General features: G+C 43.7%; 23 protein-coding genes and 1 tRNA gene. 19 read left to right on the forward strand and 5 right to left on the reverse strand.

Translation table 11 applies throughout. From position 1 onward, the window contains the following. The 13 genes from ACK8OT_RS15055 to ACK8OT_RS15115 form a co-directional block, all read left to right on the forward strand. On the forward strand, window positions 1–400 hold a 400-nt coding region (locus ACK8OT_RS15055; RefSeq protein WP_410197340.1), incomplete at its 5' end, for a hypothetical protein. Window positions 401–488: 88 nt separating this feature from the next. Continuing rightward, on the forward strand, window positions 489–1,877 hold the full coding sequence (locus tag ACK8OT_RS15060) for an ApeA N-terminal domain 1-containing protein (protein WP_410197341.1): 1,389 nt from the start codon (window positions 489–491) through the stop codon (window positions 1,875–1,877). Window positions 1,878–1,956: 79 nt separating this feature from the next. Beyond that, window positions 1,957–2,358: a hypothetical protein gene (locus ACK8OT_RS15065; protein ID WP_410197342.1), complete on the forward strand. Its 402-nt coding sequence runs from the start codon at window positions 1,957–1,959 to the stop codon at window positions 2,356–2,358. Window positions 2,359–2,573: 215 nt separating this feature from the next. Then, window positions 2,574–2,741, forward strand: coding sequence for a DUF4265 domain-containing protein (locus tag ACK8OT_RS15070; protein ID WP_410197343.1), 168 nt, complete (start codon window positions 2,574–2,576; stop codon window positions 2,739–2,741). 89 nt (window positions 2,742–2,830) lie between these two features. Beyond that, on the forward strand, window positions 2,831–3,250 hold the full coding sequence (locus tag ACK8OT_RS15075) for a hypothetical protein (RefSeq protein WP_410197344.1): 420 nt from the start codon (window positions 2,831–2,833) through the stop codon (window positions 3,248–3,250). A gap of 405 nt (window positions 3,251–3,655) precedes the next feature. After that, entirely contained in the window at window positions 3,656–5,728 is a 2,073-nt protein-coding gene (locus ACK8OT_RS15080) for a PhoX family protein (RefSeq protein WP_410197345.1), read from the forward strand. Window positions 5,729–5,808: 80 nt separating this feature from the next. Further along, window positions 5,809–6,015 carry a twin-arginine translocase TatA/TatE family subunit gene (tatA, locus tag ACK8OT_RS15085; protein ID WP_410197346.1) on the forward strand — a complete coding sequence of 69 codons (207 nt, stop codon included), beginning with the start codon at window positions 5,809–5,811 and terminating at the stop codon, window positions 6,013–6,015. Between the two features lie 355 nt (window positions 6,016–6,370). Next, on the forward strand, window positions 6,371–7,675 hold the full coding sequence (locus tag ACK8OT_RS15090) for a DUF2314 domain-containing protein (RefSeq protein ID WP_410197347.1): 1,305 nt from the start codon (window positions 6,371–6,373) through the stop codon (window positions 7,673–7,675). A 65-nt stretch (window positions 7,676–7,740) separates the two neighbouring features. Continuing rightward, entirely contained in the window at window positions 7,741–8,019 is a 279-nt protein-coding gene (locus tag ACK8OT_RS15095; RefSeq protein ID WP_410197348.1) for a hypothetical protein, read from the forward strand. Between the two features lie 148 nt (window positions 8,020–8,167). Continuing rightward, on the forward strand, window positions 8,168–8,566 hold the full coding sequence (locus tag ACK8OT_RS15100) for a hypothetical protein (protein WP_410197349.1): 399 nt from the start codon (window positions 8,168–8,170) through the stop codon (window positions 8,564–8,566). 394 nt (window positions 8,567–8,960) lie between these two features. Further along, the gene (locus tag ACK8OT_RS15105) at window positions 8,961–9,458 is read left to right on the forward strand and encodes a DUF2867 domain-containing protein (protein ID WP_410197350.1); all 498 of its coding nucleotides are present in this window, start codon (window positions 8,961–8,963) and stop codon (window positions 9,456–9,458) included. 17 nt (window positions 9,459–9,475) lie between these two features. Continuing rightward, window positions 9,476–9,892: a GNAT family N-acetyltransferase gene (locus ACK8OT_RS15110; protein WP_410197351.1), complete on the forward strand. Its 417-nt coding sequence runs from the start codon at window positions 9,476–9,478 to the stop codon at window positions 9,890–9,892. Between the two features lie 29 nt (window positions 9,893–9,921). Then, a complete protein-coding gene (locus ACK8OT_RS15115) occupies window positions 9,922–10,461 on the forward strand; it encodes a ClbS/DfsB family four-helix bundle protein (protein WP_410197352.1) in 540 nt (179 codons plus the stop codon). Here the strand turns inward: ACK8OT_RS15115 and ACK8OT_RS15120 are convergent. The 4 genes from ACK8OT_RS15120 to ACK8OT_RS15135 form a co-directional block, all read right to left on the reverse strand. Then, a complete protein-coding gene (locus ACK8OT_RS15120; RefSeq protein WP_410197353.1) occupies window positions 10,442–11,146 on the reverse strand; it encodes an NAD-dependent epimerase/dehydratase family protein in 705 nt (234 codons plus the stop codon). The genes ACK8OT_RS15115 and ACK8OT_RS15120 overlap by 20 nt on opposite strands. Before the next feature lie 181 nt (window positions 11,147–11,327). After that, a tRNA-Pro gene (locus ACK8OT_RS15125) sits at window positions 11,328–11,404 on the reverse strand. Between the two features lie 157 nt (window positions 11,405–11,561). After that, complete coding sequence (locus ACK8OT_RS15130; RefSeq protein WP_410197354.1) at window positions 11,562–13,391, reverse strand: DUF3413 domain-containing protein; 1,830 nt, start codon at window positions 13,389–13,391, stop codon at window positions 11,562–11,564. Window positions 13,392–13,485: 94 nt separating this feature from the next. After that, the gene (locus tag ACK8OT_RS15135; RefSeq protein WP_410197355.1) at window positions 13,486–13,698 is read right to left on the reverse strand and encodes a YejL family protein; all 213 of its coding nucleotides are present in this window, start codon (window positions 13,696–13,698) and stop codon (window positions 13,486–13,488) included. A 74-nt stretch (window positions 13,699–13,772) separates the two neighbouring features. Here ACK8OT_RS15135 and yejK point away from each other — a divergent pair, with 74 nt between their 5' ends. From yejK to ACK8OT_RS15165, 6 genes are all read left to right on the forward strand, one after another. Continuing rightward, complete coding sequence (gene yejK / locus ACK8OT_RS15140; protein WP_410197356.1) at window positions 13,773–14,780, forward strand: nucleoid-associated protein YejK; 1,008 nt, start codon at window positions 13,773–13,775, stop codon at window positions 14,778–14,780. Window positions 14,781–15,078: 298 nt separating this feature from the next. Further along, complete coding sequence (locus tag ACK8OT_RS15145; protein ID WP_410197357.1) at window positions 15,079–16,302, forward strand: extracellular solute-binding protein; 1,224 nt, start codon at window positions 15,079–15,081, stop codon at window positions 16,300–16,302. Further along, complete coding sequence (locus ACK8OT_RS15150) at window positions 16,299–17,888, forward strand: ABC transporter permease subunit (protein WP_410197358.1); 1,590 nt, start codon at window positions 16,299–16,301, stop codon at window positions 17,886–17,888. Before ACK8OT_RS15145 ends, ACK8OT_RS15150 begins: the two co-directional genes overlap by 4 nt. After that, window positions 17,881–18,744, forward strand: a complete 864-nt coding sequence (locus tag ACK8OT_RS15155) for an ABC transporter permease subunit (RefSeq protein WP_410197359.1) — start codon at window positions 17,881–17,883, stop codon at window positions 18,742–18,744. The genes ACK8OT_RS15150 and ACK8OT_RS15155 overlap by 8 nt, the downstream gene beginning before the upstream one ends. Before the next feature lies 1 nt (window position 18,745). Further along, the gene (locus ACK8OT_RS15160) at window positions 18,746–19,879 is read left to right on the forward strand and encodes an ABC transporter ATP-binding protein (protein WP_410197360.1); all 1,134 of its coding nucleotides are present in this window, start codon (window positions 18,746–18,748) and stop codon (window positions 19,877–19,879) included. A gap of 167 nt (window positions 19,880–20,046) precedes the next feature. Next, on the forward strand, window positions 20,047–20,919 hold the full coding sequence (locus ACK8OT_RS15165; protein WP_410197361.1) for a 6-carboxytetrahydropterin synthase: 873 nt from the start codon (window positions 20,047–20,049) through the stop codon (window positions 20,917–20,919). 83 nt (window positions 20,920–21,002) lie between these two features. Here ACK8OT_RS15165 and ACK8OT_RS15170 read toward each other — a convergent pair whose 3' ends face one another. Continuing rightward, window positions 21,003–23,006, reverse strand: coding sequence for a methyl-accepting chemotaxis protein (locus ACK8OT_RS15170; RefSeq protein ID WP_410197362.1), 2,004 nt, complete (start codon window positions 23,004–23,006; stop codon window positions 21,003–21,005). Between the last annotated feature and the right edge of the window lie 182 nt (window positions 23,007–23,188).

The following is a 23,188-nucleotide window of genomic DNA, read 5'->3' on the forward strand; positions in this document are numbered from 1 at the left end:
CAATTCCGCACGTCCGGATCTGTGTGGGGTCGGCCCAGTAATGGGTCGCTCTACCACGATAAAGGCATCAATGGAATTCGTACTCGACTATCAAAAAAGCACCTTGGTATGCTCTCTCGAACGGTATGAGTGGTCACTTGGTATTGGGGTACTTGCCAGGTTTTCTGAAAATAATCAGAAGATCGGTGCTTTAAAGTTACTGTGTGACTGCTCGCACGAAAGGTATGAAGAGATATCTCTTCTTTCAGTAGAGAGCATTTTTGAGCATATAAAAGCTGCACTGGAGAATGGAGTGTTAAACTCTTCCATCAGTAAAATGATTCTCTGGCAAAGTGAATTGTCAAAACAAGAGTTTAATGGAGTTTCGCCGTTGTATGTGCAGCTTACAGATGCCTTTTAACAATCCCAGGCAGCAACGCCAGCAAGCTGGCTGGACCTCGTTACACTCGGCCGCTGCTGGGCGGCGTTAGATTTCTCGAGAGGATTGGATGAGAATCGAAGATGAATATGTGAAAACAGGATATTTCTGGCTTCCTGAGCGAGATGAGAAAAAAATCCCAGGGGTATTAACCATCAAAAATGGAGGTGATATCGAGCTGGAAGTTGTAGGCCTCTTCGATGACAGTATTAAATCACTAAACGATGATGATGACCTGAATAGAATAATAGGGCATGTTGAGAAGGACGGTTTAGTAACCCTAGAGAACTGCTTTTATACCCAGAAAAACCATGCCTTTGGAGGTATATCAAAATCTAAACTCTGTGTGAATAAAGTTTTGAGCGGTGTCGCCTATGATGAAAATGAATCCGTAACCTTTAATACTTTATCATTTTCTGTTGATTGTTTAGATGAGTGGGTAGGTATTAGTGGCATTAGCACCGACACTGATTGGGAAAATAAAACCGCTACTATTAGTTATATTCTTCCTGAAAATATTTCCTATGAACTAAACAACGGAATGAAGTTAGAAATTTGCTTTTCTTGTACTACCCCCGGATCTGCCAGGGCTACTGAAGCTAAGATCACGCAGCGCGTCTATTTTAAGTTGATATCTGAAGACGTAAGACCTTTGGGTGACTTTACAGAAATTGCATATAAACTAACTAATTTTTTATGCTTTGCTATCGATACAACGGTTGCATTGAAAGACTTGTTAGCCACATCAAAAGAGATACAAAGAGACAGCGGCAATGGAAAGCAGTACCCTGTTTCGATTAAGGTTTTTTATCCTAGTATTCCATTCACTGAAAAAGTTCCAGATAAAAGCTGGCATAGAATGTTATTCACTTACGGAACGATAAAAAGTAATGCTCAGGATGTTTTTAATAACTGGCTACGTGCATATGAGATTATGGCACCAGCACTCAGCTTATACTTTTCCACAAAAAATGGAGCACAAAAATACCTTGATGGTAAATTTTTAGCTTTGGCACAAGGTCTGGAAACCTACCATAGAAGAACAAGCGATGAAAAGCTCATGGATTCTTCTCAATTTGACTCGCTTGTTTCAACAATCAGTGAGAGTTGTCCAGAAGAATATGCCGAATGGCTGAGTGGTCGCCTGATGCATGGAAATGAAATTAATTTAGGGAAAAGATTGAAGCGAATTATTGAGCCGTTTAAGGATAAGTTAGGCAGCAGTAAAGAAAGAAGTAAGCTGTTAAGAAAAATAGTAGATACAAGGAATTACCTCACTCATTACAGTGAAAACTTAAAGGACAACGCTGCTGGCGGGGAAGAGCTCTGGAGCCTGTGTCAAAAAATGGAAGTGATATTCCAGTTGCACTTTTTGAAAGTTGTTGGCTTCAGTGATGAAGAAATTGAGAGCGTTGTTGAAAATAGCTATCCGCTAAAGCAAAAAATCAACAAAATATAACAAGTTGCTGCACACGGAAAAATTACTCGCTACGCTCCCAATTTTCCGGTGAGCAAAGCGTTAGCACTCCAAGGAAAGTATGTTCCATTTAATACGAAATTCTGAATTAGAAGTAACACTTGATGTTTCGGGGGTAGATGATCGTCTTCCATCCGTAGCTTTTAATGTGGGTATCACTTGGAAAATGCCTTTTCAAAAGGCAAGTATTGAAATATTAGAGTGTTGGTTTGAATGTTCAGCAATAGATGCTTTTCACTCTGACCTTAAGTCTTTAGTGAGTTTAAATAGTGGTGCGGCAACATTATCAGACTTGAGTAATAACCCTGTTTTTATCTTTACTAAATCTGAGAATGAAGTCATTGCACAAATATTTGCACAAGACACAGCTGAGATGGGACAGATTTCTTTAAAGGTAAAAGGCTATTCAAACGAATTATCAGAAATAGCAGAGAAATTAGGGGCTTTCGAGAAATGGTGGTAAAAAGTGCTAACAAGGCCAATCAACCTCAGACGCTTCGCTCCTTGGACAGCCTTGCGCTTGCGCCTTTTGTGCATGGCTTCGCCATTATCGCACAAAATTCACAATCACAAGTCTGACGTTGTTGGCGGCGTTAACCCTCATGGAGAGAGCACTGCCACAAACGAAGCAAGAATCGAATTGCCGAATCTGATTGGCACAACTACGGATCTGAAACCTTGTGGGCAACTCACATAGAAGGTGATATTTATCAAAACGATAATGTGCCACTCTTTGCCTATGGGTTGGCGTGCGGTGATAAGGTTCGCGTCGTTATTGAAGAAGGCAGAGGTTTCCCTATCGTCGAAGAGGTTACTTCCGGTGGAGGTCACTCAACACCCCACTAGTTTGACCATTATCTCAGCTTTTTTCCCAATATGGCGGCATTATATATACAATATATCAAACACATACAGGAATCATCCGAAATGAAGAAATGGTTGGCAGCGGCTATCGTTTGGCTGTATTTGTATTCATTGTCAGCAATTCAACAAAGCCAGAGCGAACACCAATTAACGAAGCTTTACCAGATAGCCCGCCTTTCACCGCTTCGAATAGTTTTGATGGCCATTGGCAAGGAAAACGCATTGATGTGAGTGGTGACAGTATCTGTTCGCCAACGAGCATGATTGGAACGATAAACAACGGCATCGTTTCACTAAGGTTAAAGTATAACAATACCCTATTGAAGGGCTGGATCTCCGACAATGGAGAGCTCGCGCTTTATGCCGACAGCCAAAGGTGGGGCTATCGCTTTACTGGAGAGGCTCGCCATGGCCGTATTGAGGGCGAGTGGAAAGTGACCAATGCTCCCTGCCATGGCACTTGGTATATCGAAAAGCAACCAAGCGAGTAAAACAGGCCATAACCAATAAACGTCGGGGTTGTGATCTGACCTCATGCTTCTGTTTAGCAGCGTAGGCATTGGCTCTCTACTGCTATTTTTTGGTTCACTTTGTCTTCGCATTATTTGGCTTTGAGACCGTCAAGGTTAACATGAATACGTAACAGGAATATGGTGCTTGCTCGCTGGTATTCTTCGCGGCTTCGTTCAACAAGCAAACCAACAGGAAGTTTACTCGTGGCACATTTTTCATAGAAACGCTGTGATCCAGGCAAAAAACAAACTCTTTGATAAAAATCAAAATAAAGGCAACTTTATCGTTTTATTTTCGTAACACATTTGTCACTTGCTAGCTTTAGCTTGTTCGCCAACAGTTGGTTTAAACCAACATAAATAACTAAGTTGTTGGAGAGCAAAATGAGCAAGGAAATTTTTAACCCCACTCGATTTAACAAAAGTGATAACCCTGACTTTGACCAAGTTTTGGAAGCGCACTTATCCCGTCGTAAAATTCTAAAAGGCGGCTTAGGCCTTGGTGCGATGGCGACTATGGGTGTATTTGGTTTAGCTGGATGTAATTCTTCTGGTGGCGGTTCTTCAACTGTGGTTGGATCAGAGACGCCTGCGCCGAGCGTACCAAGCGCTTCAAGTGCAAGATTAGGCTTTAACTCAATTGCTGGCTCGAAAACCGATGCCGTGAGTGTGCCTGAGGGTTATATTGCGCAAGTTCTCGCTCCTTGGGGACTACCTATCATGGCTGCGGGCTCAGCATGGGCCAGCGACGGTAGCAACAATGCCACTGATCAAGCCAATGCAATGGGAATGCACCATGATGGATTGCATTTCTTCCCTCTAAATGAGCAAGGTGATGATGGTTTGTTATGTATCAACCATGAATACATAGACCAAAATGCACTGCACCCTGATGGTAGCGATAAAGACGACAACGGTATTCGCAGCAGCGTTGACCAAGTTCGTAAAGAAATCAATGCGCATGGTGTTGCCGTGGTGCGAATTCAATTAATCGAAAATGAGTGGAAGGTGGTGAATAATGATCCCCTAAACCGCCGTTATACTGGCGCGACCACGATGAATATCTCTGGCCCGTTAGCTAATTCTGACAAGTTGAAAACCCCATTTTCACCAGACGGTAGCCAAGCTCGTGGCACACTAAATAACTGTGGTAATGGCACAACACCTTGGGGAACTTATTTGACCTGTGAAGAGAACTGGCCAGGTTACTTTATCAACAAAGGTACCACCACCGCAGATCAAGAGCGCATTGGTATCGATACATCAGGTACGACACGCTATGGCTGGGAAACCTTAGCGGGGAATGCCGAAGAGCGTGTCGATGAGTTCACTCGCTTTGATGTGACGCCAACGGCCTCAAGTGCCTTGGAAGATTATCGAAATGAAGCTAATGGTCATGGTTACATTGTTGAGATTGACCCTTATACCGCCAACTCTCGTGCTATTAAACGCACCGCATTAGGCCGTTTTCGTCATGAAGGTTGTACTTTTGGAAAATTAACCGAAGGCCAACCGATTACATTTTATTCTGGCCATGACTCTCGCTTTGAATATATGTACAAATTTGTTTCTGATGCCCTATGGGATCCCGCTGATGCCGACAGCAGCAATCGCCTCGCAACGGGTGATAAATACATGGATAAGGGTACCTTGTATGTGGCTAAATTTGATGCCGATGGCGTGGGTACTTGGCTACCTTTGACGTTAACCGGTGCAACTAAAGATGGCGGTACCTTAGCGGATCATTTTGCCAGTTTAGCCGACATTATCCTAAATACCGCAGGTGCTGCCGATTTGGTTGGCGCAACGCCGATGGATCGCCCTGAATGGTGTGCAGTTGACCCATTCACAGGCTCGGTTTACTTAACGCTTACCAACAATACTAGACGCAACGAAGAAGCTGGCACTAACCCTGCAAACCCACGCTTATACAATAAGTTTGGTCATGTTATCCGCTGGGATGAGGGCGACAGCCATACTTCATTTAGTTGGGATATTTTTGTATTTGGCTCAGATGCAGCCGGTGATGCGGCGACAAATCTATCTGGCTTAAACGAGTTTAACCAATTCGCTAGCCCAGATGGTTTGGCATTTGATAAGCGCGGCATCATGTGGATCCAAACCGACAACGGTGCCGATGAAGTTGAAGAGTACACCAATGACCAAATGTTAGCGGTGGTGCCTTCGATGCTTAAAGATGAAGCGGGTAACCAACAAACCATCAACAGTGAAAATCAAGGCGAGCTGCGTCGTTTCTTTGTTGGTCCTAATGGTTGTGAGGTAACGGGTTTTACCATTACACCTGATTTCACCACCATGTTTGTTTCTATTCAGCATCCTGGCAACTGGCCTTACAGTGATGATGCAACAGAAGCGACGCCAGCCAACATGACCGTGCGTCCACGCTCTTCAGTTGTGGCGATCCGCAAGGCAGACGGCGGTGCACTAGGCGTTTAATTTTCATCATTAAGTACGAAAGCAGGCTTGACGGCCTGCTTTTCTATTTTCTTTGTCTGCATTCTTAACCAGGAGTACACATGGCAGGAATAAGCATTTGGCAACTATTGATCATTGCCGCGATTGTTATTTTACTATTTGGCACCAAACGCTTGCGTGGCTTAGGTGGCGATCTCGGCACCACCATCAAAGGCTTCAAACAAGCAATGGCTGAAGAGCAACCAAGCCAAACAGAGCTAATGACCCAAAACGATAGCCGTAAACAAGAGCAAAACAAAGTCAGTTAAATTCAAACTATGGAGCAAGGGCGTTACTGTGAAATGCAGTGAGTAGGTGACTCATGACGCCTCTTGCTTCCCTCTCGTCGTCTGGTTGGCTGCAAAGATTCCGTTTTAACCCCCTCCAAGTTGTGAGCTCGCCGTGATTTCTTCTTCATGAACAGTTAGTTACGGAGTAGCTTGGCATATAATAAAATGCATATTTAGGTGGGGGTCTTATCACTTTTTTGGGGCGAGTGGGTAAAACTGAGCCTATATGGGTATATGCGGGCACCGAGCATAAAGGACAAATATGTCAGTAATAACTCATTATTTGTATTAAGTTGTTTATTCGCTGCTATGGCTAACGAAAAATTTGGAAAATATGATGTTCAAAATAATCGCGCTAATATTGTTTCTTATGCCTGTTGCAGGTGCTTTTGCTGATCATTCAGTACCTGATATACGTTACCGCACTATCGTTTATTTTTATCCTGATGCGCAAAAAATTGACGTATCATCCCTTAAAAGAGCATTTAATGGCTTTGCTTTAGTTGAATCTTTACCCAAAAACGCAACTAAACCGGTTTTTTCCTATTCCGTCATTAACGATGTAGCAAAAAACTATCCTGTACCTGATTTAGATTACCTAGCTTACTTCGGCCGAGGATTGGACAAGCAACAAGCGGATAAGATTCAACAATCTAATTTAGCGGTGATCATAGATGTGGCCTATCCGCAGCAGAATATGCTTAATGGATTAAAGTCTAGCTCTGTTTCGGTATTTGAGTTTGCCAGCAATACTCATGGATTAATTTGGGATTCAGAAACCCGCGAATTATTTACACCTGCGGCATGGAAGGAAAGGCGAATAGACTCATGGCAGGATAGTTGGGTGCATGTACAGAGGCATACGGTGATCCATGCATATCAAAGTGATAAAGGCGTTCGAGCTATTACATTAGGGATGGCTAAGTTTGGCCTGCCGGATATCGTCGTTAATGATTTTGTTTGGTCACAGAATCGCTCGATGGGCAACTTGATTACTCTAGTCGCTCAATCTTTAGTGGAAGGGGTTCCTCTGAGTCAAGATGGATATCTTGAATTAAACATTAGCCGTTTGACTGATTCTGAATACAAGCAGGAGCTATTAGCCACTTTAATAGACAATGCGGATCCTAAGGTTAACATTCAAGTAGGTGAAGCCAACTGGGAAGAGGGTGATCCTGACAATTACCTTATCGAGTTATTGTTTAACCATGCTGACGGGACTTCCGTTAGTGAGAAACAAGCGGCTTTGCTGTCAAGCTTGTTTGGCTCGGAAGATCAAATTTCTTATGTGAAGCATAATCAAGAGATTGAAGCGGCAAGTCAAAGAGCCAAGAAGCAGCTTAACAGCCTAAGAGAGGCATTTAACGCAGGTTTAAAACCGGGTGAATTTATTCAGGTTAAAGCCCCTTTTGCACAACCAGATGGGGGGAATGAATGGATGTGGGTTGAAGTCCTGTCATGGCAAGGTAACGAGATCAAAGGGCTACTTAAAAATGAGCCATATAATATACCGGATTTAAAAGGCGGCTCGGAAGTGGTCGTTAACCAGCAAGATATCTTTGACTTTATTCGCCTTTACCCTGACGGCACTTCGCAAGGCAATGAGACTGGCGCGTTAATCATGAAATATCAGCAGTAACCCTAGATACTGGCGCTCAGCTAGCCAGTAAATTGGGAAATACTGATAAGCATTAAGGGAAAAGGATGGATGGTTTCAGGCTCGTTGTGGCGATATTTCTGTCGTGTATCAGCTGTTATCTAGTCGCTGATTTAGTTATGTCAGGTTTTAGTTGGACGGTTATGTGCGCCGCCGTGATTGGTTTTGTGTTGGTTCACTTTATCTGGCCCCGCAATAGGGCAAATGAGAGTGTGTGGTATGAGTTTCTTGAGCTGGTGTTTGATTTGCCATACCGCGTTATTGCAGGTGCACTAAGGGCGTTACGAGCAAGCTTGAAATCAGGGGATATCAATGTTGATTTGTAGTGAATCAAACGAGTGCTGGTAGCGTAAAAATTGACATATTCTTTGTTCCATGAGTCTGGCCGTTATGTTGCTTGCTGCTAAATAACTGTATTGATAACCAAGGATATGGAAAAGGGTGACATTGCCTTGTTATATGTTAGGGAGATATATGATCCAAGCCATTTATTTTAAAACAGCTATGTTTGATGTGAGCCAAGAGCCTGAAAACCCCATCAATCCCATTTATGGTGAGTCGCTGCTGCGCTGGTTATCGAGCGAGCTTAGTGGACAGCTTGAGTTAACCGAGCCTGAGGCTGAAGATTGGGGCTGGTATAGTGAGCTTAGTTTTAAGGGCCAAGACTACCTTGTCGGGGCGTGTGCTTATTTTGAAGCTGGGGACGATCCTTCGCAAGAAATTGAGTGGGTATTGCAAATTCATAAGCACCGCAGTTTTAAGCAGAAATTGCTGAGGCGAAATAAAATGGATGGCAAAGATGCTTGCTTATTGTTTTTTAAGGCCTTACTTGAGCAAAATCCAAGTTTTACCGCTATTAGCTTGGGGAGTTAATCATTAGCCGAACAGTGTGATTTAGTTTGTGCCCCTGACTGACAGAGGTAAGTATTATATACCCAAGTTACCTCAAGATGCTTGTTCAGCGAGAATTTGTAGGCTGCTAGGCGCGACGCTGATTTGAGACATAGTCATTCTACGTTGAAAATCAGCAACAAAGCATAGCAGCCTACAAAACTCGCCCTTTGGGAGTCGCTCATTACGTCCATTTTTTCGTTAAAAAGCCTCGAAAGGGAATGCCATTCCTTCGTCTTTTTGCCTCAAACTGAACATAATGAGCGGCTCTGAATCTCGCATCTTGAGGTGTCTTGGGTATAATAGATTGATTTATTTTAAAAAAAGCGTCAGATTGTTATTCACCAGTTGATCTAAATACTTAGTGAATACGGATATGACCATTCCTGCCCATTCCCAGTTGTTTGAGTACGCTAAAGGTGCCTATTTTGCCGATAGCTTTAGTCGAGATATTCCTTACCAAAACCAGAGTGCTCTGGATATTTACCTTGAAATTGCTAAACAAACGCCTGCTTGGATTGCTTTTTTGATGGAGTTAAGAAATCGCCTTGTTGCAACCTTAGGGCTAAAGCATTTAGGCAGATTGCAAGATGCTGTTTCGCTAAAGGCGGGTACGCAACCTCAGGTGGGTGAGCGCCTCGGCATTTTCACCTTAGTCAGTATTAACGATAGCGAAATCGTGCTTGAAGATAACGATAAACACTTGGTCGTACGGGTGTCTTTTTTGCTTGATATAAAGGGTGATGTGGCCACGGTGCATGCTAATACTGTGGTGCATGTACACAATTTTTGGGGCAAGCTTTATATGTTTTTTGTTGCGCCTGTACACAAGCTGATCGTGCCCAGTTCGTTACAAACATTAAGCCATACTTAATCAATAGGGAGGTTAGAGTGGATATTATCTATAAGGTGAATGAGCCGATTTCGGTCGAGGCCTTTATCGAGTTGCTTAAACGCACCAGTTTAGGTGAACGAAGACCTTTGACGAATACCCTATGTATGCAGGGGATGTTGAATAACAGTAATTTAATTGTTACCGCATGGCAGGACTCGAAATTAGTGGCCATTGCGCGTTGTATTACCGATTTTCATTATTGCTGTTATTTATCGGATTTAGCCGTTGATGAGCGTTACCAAAGATTGGGGATAGGTAAGCAATTACAGCAACAAGTTTTAGCCCAACTGGAGCCTACTTGTAAGCTATTGCTGGTCGCGGCTCCGGCTGCTAAAGATTATTACCCTCAGCTGGGTTATAGCAAAAATGATCGCTGCTGGGAGCTGCCCAGTGGTAGCAAGCTGGTCGAGTAATGTAAGTGTGAAGTAGTGCAGGAGGCAAGATGCCAAGAGCTAAATCTAAGCAGGAGTTAATCTCACAATCTGAGCACAGCTTTGCCAAGCTGTGGCAATTTATTGATGCCATGCCTGAGCAGGCGCTTAACACTGAGTTTGATTTCTCTGACCAGCCGAATAAAAAAGAGCAACATTGGCAACGTGATCGTAATTTACGGGACGTGTTGATCCATCTTTATGAGTGGCATCAGCTACTGAACAACTGGATTGAAGCGAATATGGCAGATGACAATCAACCATTTTTGCCTGCGCCCTATAACTGGAAAACCTACGGTGAAATGAATATCGCCTTTTGGCAAAAACACCAGTCAACCTCTCTTTCCCAAGCCAGCCAATTAGTAAAACAAAGCCATGATGCGGCCTTGTCCTGCGTGCAGCCTTTTAGTGATGAAGCTTTGTTCACTAAGGGGTATTTTGCTTGGACAGGCACCACTACTTTGGGCAGCTATTGTGTGTCTGCGATGCCAAGCCACTATGAATGGGCATTAAAAAAACTGAGCGCTCACGTTAAGCGTTTGGCAGGGTAAATTGTCGGTGCATTTGCTCATTGCTAATGATGTTCACTTGCTGAGATGGCGGCTTACGCGCTTCTACGAGCATGGCTTGGGCAACAACCTGCGCTGGGATTGGCCGCACTTTTAGCAAGGGGCCAATAAACAGTTTCGCTATTGGCACAAATAAGTGTTGGCAGAAATCTTCCAAGGCTCTTTTGTTACCTCGATGGCCTAACAATAGGCAAGGATGAAAAATATGTATAGCAGCAAAATTAAGCTGTTTAAGCTGCTCTTCTAGCTGGCCTTTAACCCGATTGTAAAAAAACCAAGATTGAGGATTTGCGCCTAAGGCTGACACCAGTAAAAAATGCGGCGCCTTGGGTTGCGCGGCTAATTGACCCTTGGCAAAGTTAATCACGGCTTGCTGATCAATGGCGATAAAGTTTTGTTTACTGCCTGCCGCTTTTAAGGTGCTTCCTAGGCAGCAAAATATATGGGTAATGTTATTCGGTAGCTGCTGTTGGTGCAGCGTAGGTGTGCCAAAGTCACTGATCTGCGCTTGAATGAAAGTGATCTTATTTGGCGCTTCAGCTCCTGACTTTACTTGTGGATCACGACGACCGACTACCCAGATTTGCTCGCAACTTGGTTCATTGAGCAAGTTATTGAGTAGATGTTGACCAATTAAACCTGTGGCGCCTAATACTAATGCGATCATGATGGCTGCCTCTGCAATGAAATGAATACAAGGATGGTATCAGAATAGTAAGCAAACACCTGCTTTTCGTAAAATGCAGCAATAAAAAAACCAGTTTCAGCTGGTTTTAAGGAAATAAAAAAACCAGCTTCAGCTGGCTTTAGAGAAATAAAAAAACCAGCCGAAGCTGGTTTTAGGGAATTGGTCGGAATAGCAGGATTTGAACCTGCGACCCTCTGCCCCCCAGGCAGATGCGCTACCAGGCTGCGCTATATCCCGAATACTGCTCATATTAAGCATTATTTATGTTAATGCAAGCGTGAAATAAGCAATTGAATGCTAACTGCTTAGCTTTTGTTCAGTTAGGTTTAAGCTTGCTAACCGATCGACTTAAATACTTAGATAAATGTGGCTAAAAACTGGCTAATACCTAGGGTTATTGAGCTGGGTAAAAGCGTCTTAGATCGTTTAGTACCTGCATTAACACTGAAACATCTGGCTCTACATTAGCCAGTGGCCGGTAGTTTCTATCTAATACATGGGCGTCACCTTTATCGTTTAACTCGATAATTTGATCGGGCAGGTAAACCACGTAATTGCGCTCGTCACCTAATAGCACATAGTTGCGCTTTAACGGTGCAGTTAGGTTTTTACCCGTTGAAAAATACCGACTCGGTGTGTCTGACAGTTTTAGTTGCTCTATTAAGGTTGGCACTATGTCGTTATGACTGGTGTCTTGGTCGATGATGGCGCCGGGCTGTTGCGGCCAATAGATAACTAAAGGCACTTGGGTTTGCGGCCAAGCATAGCTGGAATGGCTACCCCATTGATTGGTATTTCTATCGTTAAATTCTTGCCCATGGCTACCGGTTACAAGGATAACCGTGTTCTCTAAGCCGTTATTGGCCGCCACTTGCTCAAACACACTGGCAAGTAGAATATCGGTGTAGGAGACGATATTTTTATAACGTCTAAACAAGGGATGGTTTTCATCAAATGGGCTGGCGTCGAGCACGGCTTGCGCTAAATTGGTATCCGTATTGGCATCCGCAGGCGTACTAAATCGAGATTGATAGTTAGCGGGTACTTGCATATCAGCCACGGATGTTAGGTGAATTAGGCTAAATTTGGACTTGTCTTGGGTATTGGAAAACCAAGTTTGCCATTCTTTAATTGCCCTTTGGTCTGCGGCTAAGCTTGGTTTATCCGCGATATAGGCAGCTTCTGCTTGCTTGGCTAAAAGTCGAGTAACGTCAGAGTTTACGCCACTAAATAAGCCTATTTGGTAGCCCGCTTTTTCTAAACTCGTTAGTAACACAGGTGCCAGTTGGCCTGATTTCACATCGGGCCAATAACGGCTGGGTATGCCATAAAATAAACCATAGAGGCCAAAATCAGCATCATTTCCCGTACTAAAATGCTGCTTATATTGCGTAGATAATGTAGCTAGTTGGTTCAGACTTGGCATCACATCCGCATTGAGCATATCGGCTCGTAATGCATCGACCACTATCATCACCACATTGAGCTGAGCGTGATCTGAATTGAGAGTCACTTCGCGCAAGGGATATTTGATGGTGCGGCCATCGGTTTTTACCTCATGTTGGTGCGCTTTCACTTCAGCTTCATCAAGCCAACCTTGTTTGATCAAGAACGACTTGGCCGTCATTGGATATGACAAGGGAAAGTTCGCATTTTGCATGGTGATAGGGCGATAGAAGGTGGCATCGGCCCAGATGTTGACTAGATGCGTAAACAAAAAACAGACAAAGAACAAGATGGCAAATTTGGGACCAATACGGGTTAGGTAAAGCGGTTTTAACTTACGCCATACCAGCTCGGAAGCGGTTAACTGAACCAGAAACAAAAATGGGATTGCCACAAACAACAAATTCGCCGTTTGCGGATTGTCGTCGTTGAATAAGTATTGCCAAGTCAGCGGGTTTAAATGAAAGCGAAACAGATTAAAGCTTTGGCTATCGAGCAACAGCAAGGTTAGGCCGGCTGTGCTAGCGAATACCGCGATCAGACGAAGTACACGCTCAAAGGGCACTAAAAAGCTGATAGGAAAAATAAAAATTAAGTAGAAGGCAAACGTCAGGAAACTAAAGTGACCCAGCCAGCTAATGATTAAATAAGCCTGACCTAAAAAAGAAGATGGCCACTCTGCCGCTAACAAATAGCGAGAGGAAATGATCAAGACAAACAGTATATTGACAAAACTGAACCAATGTCCCCAATTAATAATTTTGGCAACATTGTCCATGTATCGATTACCCGTTTCGACCATAACGCTCTAATAGTTCCGTAATTTAGTTTTAGTATTATACAACTAAGCTCGCCTTAACAGTAACTTAACACTATTTAACGGAAGCTGTGAGCGCTTTTGCAAATTTGTCAGCAACAGCGGCTCGTTGTTCTGGTTTGACACTGCCGTTTATCAGCTCTGTGGTGGCATTTCCTAGTACCATAAGGGCGAGATCAAGGGGAGCTTGATCGCGTTGTAACACCTCGACAACTTCATTAATAAGTTGCTCGACGCGTTCATTTGAGTATTTAGAAACAACTGGCATAAGTATCCTTTGCTGTAAGTTTTAACAAAGCGGCATATAATACCCCACAGGTTTTCTTAACACACTTTTTTTCTATGAGTCTTGAATTAAGTAACATCATCATACATTCCTTGGTTATGGAAGGTGAAGGTCAGCTGATCTGTCGTACCCGTGATCAAGAGCTAGCACTAAATGCTAGCGTCAACAACCTAGTAGAAGAGTTACAAACCAGTTATCAAAGTAAGGCCGGTAAAGGGTTTGGCTATTTTTCTAGCGATCAAGAGCACAACAGCGAGTTTGCGTCTTTATTGCAACAGCAATTGGCGCAGGAGCTGAGCTTTGTGGATTTCTCCAAATCAGCTGCTCATTTGTTAGCTAACGAAATATCCAAGTATGAATTTGCCGAAGAAGGCGTTCTGTTACTTGCTAAGTACACTTGGGTCGCCAGTGACTATTTACTCTTAGTGATGCTAGCCAACAAAGATACGGTGATGGTGACCGACGAGCTAGATATCAGTAGTAGCCGTCATTTGGATTTAAGTAAGGCTCAATTAGCTGCGCGCATTGATTTAACCCAGTTTGAGCGTGAGCCAGAAAGTAACCGTTATATTTCCTATGTTAAAGGACGAGTAGGGCGCAAGGTTGCCGACTTTTTCTTAGATTTCATGGGCTGTCAACCGGGCTTGGATGCTAAGGTGCAAAACGTTGGTCTGATGAAAGCGGTTGATGAATACTGTGAAAAACAAGCCTTACCAGTCGAGCAAAGCAAAGAAGTTAGAGAAAATGTGTTTAATTACTGCGCCGAGCAATTGAGTCAAGGTGAGGAAGTTGAGCTAAAAAGCTTGGCGGATGTGTTGCCTGAGCCTAGTACAGAAACCAGCTTTTATGATTTTGTTACCGAAGATTACGAGCTGGAAGAGCGATTTCCGGTTGATCGCAGCACCATCCGTAAGCTCACCAAGTACGTAGGCTCCGGTGGTGGTTTAAGTATTAGCTTTGACCAAAAACATTTAGGTGAAAGGGTAACTTATGATGAACAAACAGACACCCTGACCATTGTTGGTTTACCCCCTAATCTTCGTGAGCAGTTAAAGCGAAAGTAATTGATTTTGTAAATAATTAGCCACTCTAGGTGGCTAATTATCTAACCTTTTTAGCAAAATCAAAGCTAGGCACTTGTAATTAAATCCTTTTATGCGATAACCCATGGATAAAAGCTGAACCCAAGTGCTGGCTTGTCTTTGAGACTGAACAAGCTGGCTGGGTGATATACCTAAACACCATGAAATGGATAGGTATATACTTATGAATGGCGCGGCGCGATTAATCCCCATTGGTAATACCTATCTGGTGAACCCGATTGCTGATCCCGATAGGGAATCATGATGGATTCCTTGTTGGATGGGGATAAGACTCAAGGATGAGATAACATTGAAGTTTGGTGTGTTAGGTGTGTTGGCATATGTTTCTGGCTTAGTGCTATTAAGTAGCGCTTGCTTTGCTGTTAATGCCAAAGAGATGAACCAACCACCATTAACTATCTGGTTATCTGATGAGTTTTCGGTCGAAGCTGTTAATGCCATTGCTGAGCGCTTCAGGCAGAACTCTGGTGTTCCGGTACGTGTTGAGGCGCCCGCTTTTGTCCACGCTAAATTCCCCCTGTTTGCACCCAATGGTAATGGTCCCGATATTATCTTAAGTTACCATCAGCGGCTTGGTCTTTGGGCGAGTCAAGGACTGCTTGCGCCGATTGAGTATTCGCCAACTAACCTCAGCCAATATGTGCCTTTAGCCGTCAATAGTTTGAAGTATCAAGACAACTATTATGGCTATCCTTTGGGCATCGAGGTGCTTAGTCTAGCCGCTAATACCAATTTGGTTTCCAACCCGCCGAGTAATTGGTATCAAATGCAATATTGGCAGAAAATTTTACTGCGCCAAGGCTTTCAATCCTTGGTGTGGCCAGTGGAGCAAACCTTATACAGTTTTCCTTTCTTAGCGGCATTTGGCGCATACAGTTTTGCCCACTCTGGTTTTGTATTTGATGTTAATCGTTTAGGTATTGCCAAAGGTGACGCAAGCCGAGGGATTGATTTTTTACGCGCCCTTATCGCGCAAAACTGGCTAACCATGAAAGCCAATCCCGCTCAGATAATGGCAGATTTTCGCCAACAACAACTGGCGATGATGTTGGTGTTACCAAGGCATTGGCATGAGCTGCGAAAACTGGGATTTCCGGTGGTGTTAACCTCATTGCCAGACATTGAAGATAAACCCTTGCGGCCATTGATTAACGTATCGGCGGTGTACATCAATCAATTTAGTCAACAGCAAGATATCGCAAGATACTTTATTGAAAATTACTTGGTCGCAGAGCCCGGCTTAGCCACATTGGATAAGCATATAGCCCTTGGGGTTCCAGCTTATATTCCTTATTTAAACCAAATATCGAGTAACCCTTGGGTACAAACGAGTTTTGCTAGCTTACGCAATGCGCAACTGACGCCGAATATTCCACAAGTCACCCGCTTTTTTGATGTGATGGAGATGGTTTGGCGACAACTGCCGAGTGATAAGCCCGCGACCCAAATTTTGGCTGAAGCGCAGCAAAAGGTGGCGCAATGAGTGCGTTTTTACGGTCAATAGGTTGGCGTGGTGCTATCGGCCTGAATATCTTACTGGTGCTTGCCTTAGCTAGCTTATTTGTTGCCTTATTATGGGCGCAAGAATATGTGTTTGCGTTAGTCTGGCTCGCGTTAAGTGTTTCGGGTATGTGGGTATATCGCTTTAAATCAGGTCGAGCTTATCGGCTGTTATACCCAGCTCTTGCCTTAATCGTTTGTTTTGCTGTGTTACCGCTGCTTTTTACGTTTTTTATTAGCGGCACTAATTATTCCAGCAATCATTTACGCTCTCTTAACAGTACCCTTGAGCAATTATTGCAGCATCAGTATATAGACCAAACGCGATATGAATATCAGTTGTTGGTGGACGATGATATCTATCGTTTAAAACTGGCCTATCAAGAGCAAACTTATTTAAGTCAGTCCTTTGCCATGAATGCTCCACCTAATGAACCGCTACGGCTATCGGTTGGTGGGATGAATTTGTTTTTACCCGAAGCCGATCTGGATAAACAAGTGTTGTTTCGCCAATTATATGGTGATTTAGGGCTGCAATTACCCAGTGGGGAGGAACTCCAGCGCATAGATTTTACGCATTATGCTCGGGTTTTGCCTAAATATCGTTTGTTGGATCAAGGCTTAATGCTCAGTAATGGTCAGCTGATTAATGGCTCTGTGACCTTGTTTGATAACCAAACAGAGCACTACTTGAGGCCAAACTTGAATACCGGTTATTTTCAAGTGATCGATGGTGAAGGTAAGTTTATCGGCCCTAATGTTAATCCGGGATTTGTTGTTTGGCGTGGTGGCGAGCAATATCAAGCCCTGTTTGAACATCAATCTTTGTGGTTGCCATTTTTGCGGGTGTTGCTGTGGACCTTTATCTTTGCTTTGGTGTCTTTGTTGGGCAGCTTTTTGTTGGGCTTGATGTTGGCTCAATTAACCTTGTTACAACAAGGATGGAAAGGGTTTTGCTATCGTTTAGTTCTGCTGTTGCCTTGGGCTATTCCTCCTTTTATTACCGTGCTCAGCTTTAAAGTTTTGTTAATGCCAGGCTCAGGAGAATTAGCACAGATTATGGAGCAGCTATTGCATATTGCCCCTGATTGGTTAAATGACCCCAGTAGCGCCCGTTTGGTATTGCTCTGCCTAAGTATATGGTTGGGCTACCCTTATGTCATGTTACTTTCAATCGCTTGTTTACGGCGGCTACCCAAAGGATATTATGAATCGGCTGCGGTATCGGGCTATGGCCCCATTAGGCGTTATTATTATCTCACCATTCCCCTTACCTTTAAGCCGCTAAAGCCGGTGCTGCTGGCTTTATTTGCATTTAACTTACATAACTTTTCTCTGGTTTATTTGTTTAATCAAGGCATGCCTGTTATGGCGGATGCTTTACCTATCGCCGGTCATAGCCAGTTGTTACTCAATTATGTTTACAGTATAGGTTTTAGCGAGCAGCAAAATTTTGCCCTTGCCAGTGCGATAACCACGTTTGGTTTGTGTTTGTTAGGCTCCATTGCGTATGCGGCTTGGCGCTGGTTAGGCAAAGAGCCTGCTTGGGGAAGAACGGCTTATGATTAATCGGGTCAATCATTCTCGCTGGTGGCATCATCTTATCTTAGGGGCGATGGCGATGGTGGTGTTGTCTCCAGTTATGCTGATCATTTGGGTTTCATTTGGCTCACCAGGCGCTGAGACGGGAACCTTCACTTTAAATAATTGGCGCTTAGTGCTGGGCTTAGGCGCAAAAGGGTTAGACGGGAGCGTGATATTCTCGCCATTTCCGGCGCTCACTTGGCTCGGTAATAGCGTTAAAATATCGCTGATTTATGCCAGTCTTGCCACTTCTATTGCTGCATTCGCAGCTTATGGATTACTTCGCAACCAGCGCGCTTCAGGTCATTCACTGGCCAATGCTTTATTAGTGATGCAGTTTTTTCCATCTGTGTTGGCGATTGTGGCGGTGTATATCTTGCTGCGCAAATTGGGCGTATTTGTTCCTGCCTTAGGTGTTAATAGCCATGGTGGCTTACTCTTGTCTTATTTGGGTGGGGTGGCATTTTATATTTGGTTTTTAAAGGAGCAAATTGCCTATTTGCCAAGAGAGTATGAAGAAGGTGCGCGTGTTACCAATGCTACCTCATGGCAGATTTTTGTGTCTATTGTGTTGCCTTTGTTGGCTCCGGCATTTTTAGTGACTTTTCTGATCGCTTTTATGACCAGTTTTGGTGAGTTTCCGTTAGCCTCTATTTTGTTACAACAACAAGCCCAATACACCCTAGCTGTTGGGGCGCCTAGCTATTTATCGCCGCAATATTATCATTGGGGAGAGTTCGCCGCGTTTGCCGTGTTGTCTGCGATGCCCGCTTTACTGCTATTAGCCTTGATCCAGTATTGGCTGCTTTACCTCACTCCTAAATGGAAAAAAGAGAAATAACATGTCGCAATTAATTTTAAGTCATGTCAGTAAATCTTATCTGAGCAAACAGCGACCAGATACCTTATTGGATGTTAACTTATATGTTAATCAGGGCGAATGTCTGGGTATCGTTGGGCCTTCTGGCTCGGGCAAGTCTACCTTATTGCGCATCATTGCTGGCTTAGAATCGGTCACGCTTGGCGAGGTTTCGTTTAATCAAAAACTACTCAATGGGCTTCCTGCCACGAAACGAAGCCTAGAGATGGTGTTTCAAAGACAAGCATTATTACCCCATATGAACGTGGCTGAAAATATCCTGTTCGGTCTGAAAAACAAAGGCTTAAGTAGGAGTGAGCAAAGGTTACGGTTGAAATGGGTCAGCCAGTTATTTGATATTGACGCGTGGCTCACACGTTTGCCTGGGCAGTTGTCTAAGGAAGCACAAAAGCGTTGCGCCATTGCTAAAGCCATTGCCCCCCAATCTGAATTGGTGTTGTTTGATGAGCCATTCGCGGGATTATCCGGTGATGCGCGCAGCCAGCTGAGGTTAGAATTAAACCGGATCCAACGTCAATTAGGCACCACGTTTGTGATGGTTACGCATCAATATCAAGACGCGATGGCTATTGCCGATAAAATGGCGGTGTTAAGCCATTTAAGACCCGATGCGCAAACTAATTTAGAGCAAGTCGGCCCTCCTTTAGAGCTGTATCATAATCCGCGCAACAGCCACGTTGCGAGAATAATAGGCGAGCCGCAAATGTGTCTTTTGAAAGGGACTTTGCTAGATTTAAGCCACAATTTGAGCACCATAGAGCTCAGTACCGGAGGCATAGTTAGAGCGCAAGTGGATACTCGCCAAGGCGAAGTAGGGGGCTTTGTGACCTTAGGGATCCGAGCCGAGCATATGCAGTTAGCCGATGCAAATAAACCCGCACATTTAACTGCGCAAGTGGTTGGGATAGATAATTTTGGCTGTGATTGTTATGTCCACTTAATGAGGAAAAATCAGAAAATAGTGATGCGTTTACCGATGACGAGCTCCTTGCCTAAGGTCAGTGATGTAGGGCTACATTTTCCTAGTGAGCATTGTTATTTATTTAACAATCAAGATATTGCTTTCCCTCGCACTTCGGCCAGCTTGATATATTAATGGCTGGGATAAGACCTTGATTGACTAAGGTCGGCTGGCCTTTATGCCGCTCAAGGTCAAAGCGATTTAATAGGGCTTTTGTGGCGGGCTTAAACCTTACTTTTTGTCCCTTGTTGCTGGCGGTGAAGTCGCTATAATAGCGCCTTGATTTTTGATTGGGCGCCACTATGAAACTATTTGTTAAATCACTGACGGTTATTGACTCCTCTTACCTTGATACTAAACGAGGTATGGTGGGGGAAAGTTACCAAGTGGACGTTGAGCTTGATGGTCAGTTAAATGATCAGAATATGTTGCTCGATTTCTCCTTAGTGAAAAAACAAATTAAAGGCATCATCGACGAAGTCGTCGATCACAAATTGATTGTGCCTACTGACGTTGTTGGCTTTGCCTGTGAGGGTAGCGAGCAACAAACTATCACCTTCCCACTTAATTCGGGAGAGGCCATTGTCTTAAATGGCCCCGCCGAGGCTTATTGTTTACTTCCCGCGGCTGATGTGAATTTGGTTGCATTAACCGAGTACCTAGAGCAGGTGATTTTGTCTCGTTTACCAGAGAATATTACGGGCCTGAAAATCACCTTAAGCCATGAAACAATCTTAACGCCGTTTTATCATTACAGTCATGGCTTGAAAAAACATGATGGCAATTGTCAGCGTATTGCTCATGGTCACCGCTCTCGCTTAGATATCTTTATCGATGATGTGTGGAATGAAGCCTTAGTGGCCAATTGGTGTGAGCAGTGGCGGGATATATATTTAGGTAGCCAAGAAGATGTGGTGAGCCTAGCGCAGTTATCTATTGTATTGCCAGCAGATGCCAATGCTGATGACTATGTTGGTTATCAGTACACTTCGTCGCAGGGCTTATTTGAACTGATCATGCCTACTCAGCTTTGTGACATTGTTCCGCTCGATACCACCATTGAAAGTTTAACCCAGTATTTGTGCCAGCAGATAAAACAGCAATATCCTAATAACAAGGTTAAGGTGATGGGTTACGAGGGCATAGGCAAAGGCGCTATTGTTGAGTTAGCCTGATACTTGAGTTACTAAATCATTGATGACCATAAAAAAACCGAGCCAAAGCTCGGTTTTTTGTTGTCCAGTGGTCGAGACGGTGATTAGAGTTTAAATCGAGTAACCAATTTGTCTTGGTTATTGGCCAACTCTTCAAGCACATGACCCGTGCTAGCCAGCTCTTCAATGCCTTGGTAATTGACATCCGAGATGTCAGAAATACGATTTAGGTTATTGGCAATTTCTGCACTGGTGGCTTGTTGCTCTTCAGCTGCGGCTGCGATTTGGCTGCTCATGTCTGAAATCAATGTAATAATGCCTTGGATTTCTTCCATTGCACCATTGGCGTCGGAGCTTTGCGCTATGCTTGCTTCCATTTCTGTTGAGCATTCAGACATAACCTCAACGGCTTTGGCAGCACTGGCTTGAAGGTTTTCTATCATGCTTTGAATTTCAGTTGTCGAGTTAGTGGTTTTTTGGGCAAGATCGCGTACTTCATCAGCAACGACCGCAAAGCCTCGTCCTTGCTCACCTGCGCGAGCTGCTTCAATGGCTGCGTTTAATGCCAACAGATTAGTTTGCGCTGCAATACCGCGGATAACATCCAAAATGCCACCGATGTTATTACTTAAATTTCCTACCTCAGCAATGACGGTACTCGAATCTTGAATTTTGCTCGATAATTGATGCGTGGTTGAAATGTTGTGAGCCATGACTTCACGACCTGTGTTTGACGCTTGCTCTACTTGATTAACCTGTTCAAGAGTCGAATGAGCAGCATTGGCAACCTCTCGAACCGATTGCTCCATTTCTGTCATGGCGGCTGCAACACTGGCTGTTTCGTGGCGCTGGTTATCTAGCTCATGCTTGGATTTATCCATAGTGGACTGATTGAGCTTGGCCAAATTTGTCAGCTTATGTGAGGCCTCAGCCAGCTCTGACAAAATGCTGCGCATTTGTTTGACTAAGATGTTTACTTGTTCCGCGAGTTGACCAAATTCATTTTTACTGCTGTAAGCAACTTGCTGTGTCATGTCGCCATCGGTAACGGCGGTTAACACTTTTAAGATAGATTGCAATGGCTTACGAATACTGACCGCAACACTAAAGGCCACGATAAAGGCCACCAATAATGAAATCACTGCAACGATGATAAGGTTACTGCGACTAGTCGTCAGGGCATTTTTGGTGTTTTGTACCGCGCGACTAACAATCCCTTCGGCGCTACTGTTAATTTCAATCAGCATGTTGATGGCCTGATCAACTTGCTCTTTACTTTGTTGAACTTGCGAAATGATACTTGCTTGCGTCACCATTAATTGTTGGTAATCGGCTAACAAACCACTTTTAGGGTCGGTGGTGTCTTTAACCAGCTGCACGACTAATTCACCCGCTTGCGAGTTAAAGTCCGGATTATTGCTGGCTAGGGTTTTAGCTGCGTTTTCAATTGAGCGGATCTGTAACTTATTACGTCTCAGGGTAGACTTAACTTTGCCCGGATCTTCTTGGTTTAATGCATCATTGGTGCTTAATTCAAGAATTGAAATTTTGGATACTAGGGTGTCAGCGGTGAACGCGGCACTGGGATCATCTTTAGATAAGCTAACAATTTTTTGTTTTAGGTTGGGTGTCATCACTGCAAACTGACTTTTTTGCAGGTTAAATTTCGCGCGCTGATTAACAAAGTCAATCCATTTCGGCATCACTTCATTTGCGGTGGCAAAGTAGAGTTGTTCTTGTTCAGAAATACTAGCAATTTGGCTTGATAGGCTGGTTTGCCCTTGTGCCATTTGTGAAAGCTCATTGAGCTCTGCTTGGAAATTTTGTTGGCCTTGTTGGAACTGTGTTAATAAGGCGTCTAGTTCTTCAGGCTTGTCATTGAGTAAGAAATATTTGAGGTCATTATCTACTTGCAACAGCGCCACAGCCGCTTTACTGGTTTGTAAAACCAGCGGAGTCGCTTTTTCGGTAACATCAGACATTGAACTTTCAAGTTTATTACCCGTTTGTAAGGACATGAAATTAGTGAAAAGTAGCATGATCACTAATAAAACAAAGCCCAAACTCACTTTGCGTATGATAGAGAGATTGTTCCAAAAGTTCTTCATAAATTACTCGTGCTTTGCATCTTAGAATGAGTGGCTCGCGCCATTATTTTTCTGAACCGCACAAAGAGTGAATTCGTCAGTAGGGTAAGCTGCAAGCTTGGCACTGTCGAATGTTAAGTCTTTGAGCTTAATCAGTAGCGTACATATAATGTTATCGTTTAATTGTGATTTATCTTTAACCT

It is taken from the genome of Motilimonas thetidivivens, from assembly GCF_046452435.1.
Lineage (GTDB): Bacteria > Pseudomonadota > Gammaproteobacteria > Enterobacterales > CBDFNC01 > Motilimonas.

What these genes read in the sequence shown, in the direction of transcription:
- ACK8OT_RS15120 (WP_410197353.1), bottom strand. Translation starts at nt 11,146, where the DNA reads ATGATCGCATTAGTATTAGGCGCCACAGGTTTAATTGGTCAACATCTA.
- ACK8OT_RS15100 (WP_410197349.1), top strand. Translation starts at nt 8,168, where the DNA reads ATGATCCAAGCCATTTATTTTAAAACAGCTATGTTTGATGTGAGCCAA.
- ACK8OT_RS15095 (WP_410197348.1), top strand. Translation starts at nt 7,741, where the DNA reads ATGGATGGTTTCAGGCTCGTTGTGGCGATATTTCTGTCGTGTATCAGC.
- ACK8OT_RS15165 (WP_410197361.1), top strand. Translation starts at nt 20,047, where the DNA reads ATGAAACTATTTGTTAAATCACTGACGGTTATTGACTCCTCTTACCTT.
- ACK8OT_RS15080 (WP_410197345.1), top strand. Translation starts at nt 3,656, where the DNA reads ATGAGCAAGGAAATTTTTAACCCCACTCGATTTAACAAAAGTGATAAC.
- ACK8OT_RS15060 (WP_410197341.1), top strand. Translation starts at nt 489, where the DNA reads ATGAGAATCGAAGATGAATATGTGAAAACAGGATATTTCTGGCTTCCT.
- ACK8OT_RS15160 (WP_410197360.1), top strand. Translation starts at nt 18,746, where the DNA reads ATGTCGCAATTAATTTTAAGTCATGTCAGTAAATCTTATCTGAGCAAA.
- ACK8OT_RS15155 (WP_410197359.1), top strand. Translation starts at nt 17,881, where the DNA reads ATGATTAATCGGGTCAATCATTCTCGCTGGTGGCATCATCTTATCTTA.
- ACK8OT_RS15170 (WP_410197362.1), bottom strand. Translation starts at nt 23,006, where the DNA reads ATGAAGAACTTTTGGAACAATCTCTCTATCATACGCAAAGTGAGTTTG.
- yejK (WP_410197356.1), top strand. Translation starts at nt 13,773, where the DNA reads ATGAGTCTTGAATTAAGTAACATCATCATACATTCCTTGGTTATGGAA.
- ACK8OT_RS15105 (WP_410197350.1), top strand. Translation starts at nt 8,961, where the DNA reads ATGACCATTCCTGCCCATTCCCAGTTGTTTGAGTACGCTAAAGGTGCC.
- ACK8OT_RS15135 (WP_410197355.1), bottom strand. Translation starts at nt 13,698, where the DNA reads ATGCCAGTTGTTTCTAAATACTCAAATGAACGCGTCGAGCAACTTATT.
- ACK8OT_RS15090 (WP_410197347.1), top strand. Translation starts at nt 6,371, where the DNA reads ATGATGTTCAAAATAATCGCGCTAATATTGTTTCTTATGCCTGTTGCA.
- ACK8OT_RS15065 (WP_410197342.1), top strand. Translation starts at nt 1,957, where the DNA reads ATGTTCCATTTAATACGAAATTCTGAATTAGAAGTAACACTTGATGTT.
- ACK8OT_RS15150 (WP_410197358.1), top strand. Translation starts at nt 16,299, where the DNA reads ATGAGTGCGTTTTTACGGTCAATAGGTTGGCGTGGTGCTATCGGCCTG.
- tatA (WP_410197346.1), top strand. Translation starts at nt 5,809, where the DNA reads ATGGCAGGAATAAGCATTTGGCAACTATTGATCATTGCCGCGATTGTT.
- ACK8OT_RS15115 (WP_410197352.1), top strand. Translation starts at nt 9,922, where the DNA reads ATGCCAAGAGCTAAATCTAAGCAGGAGTTAATCTCACAATCTGAGCAC.
- ACK8OT_RS15130 (WP_410197354.1), bottom strand. Translation starts at nt 13,391, where the DNA reads ATGGACAATGTTGCCAAAATTATTAATTGGGGACATTGGTTCAGTTTT.
- ACK8OT_RS15075 (WP_410197344.1), top strand. Translation starts at nt 2,831, where the DNA reads ATGGTTGGCAGCGGCTATCGTTTGGCTGTATTTGTATTCATTGTCAGC.
- ACK8OT_RS15145 (WP_410197357.1), top strand. Translation starts at nt 15,079, where the DNA reads ATGGGGATAAGACTCAAGGATGAGATAACATTGAAGTTTGGTGTGTTA.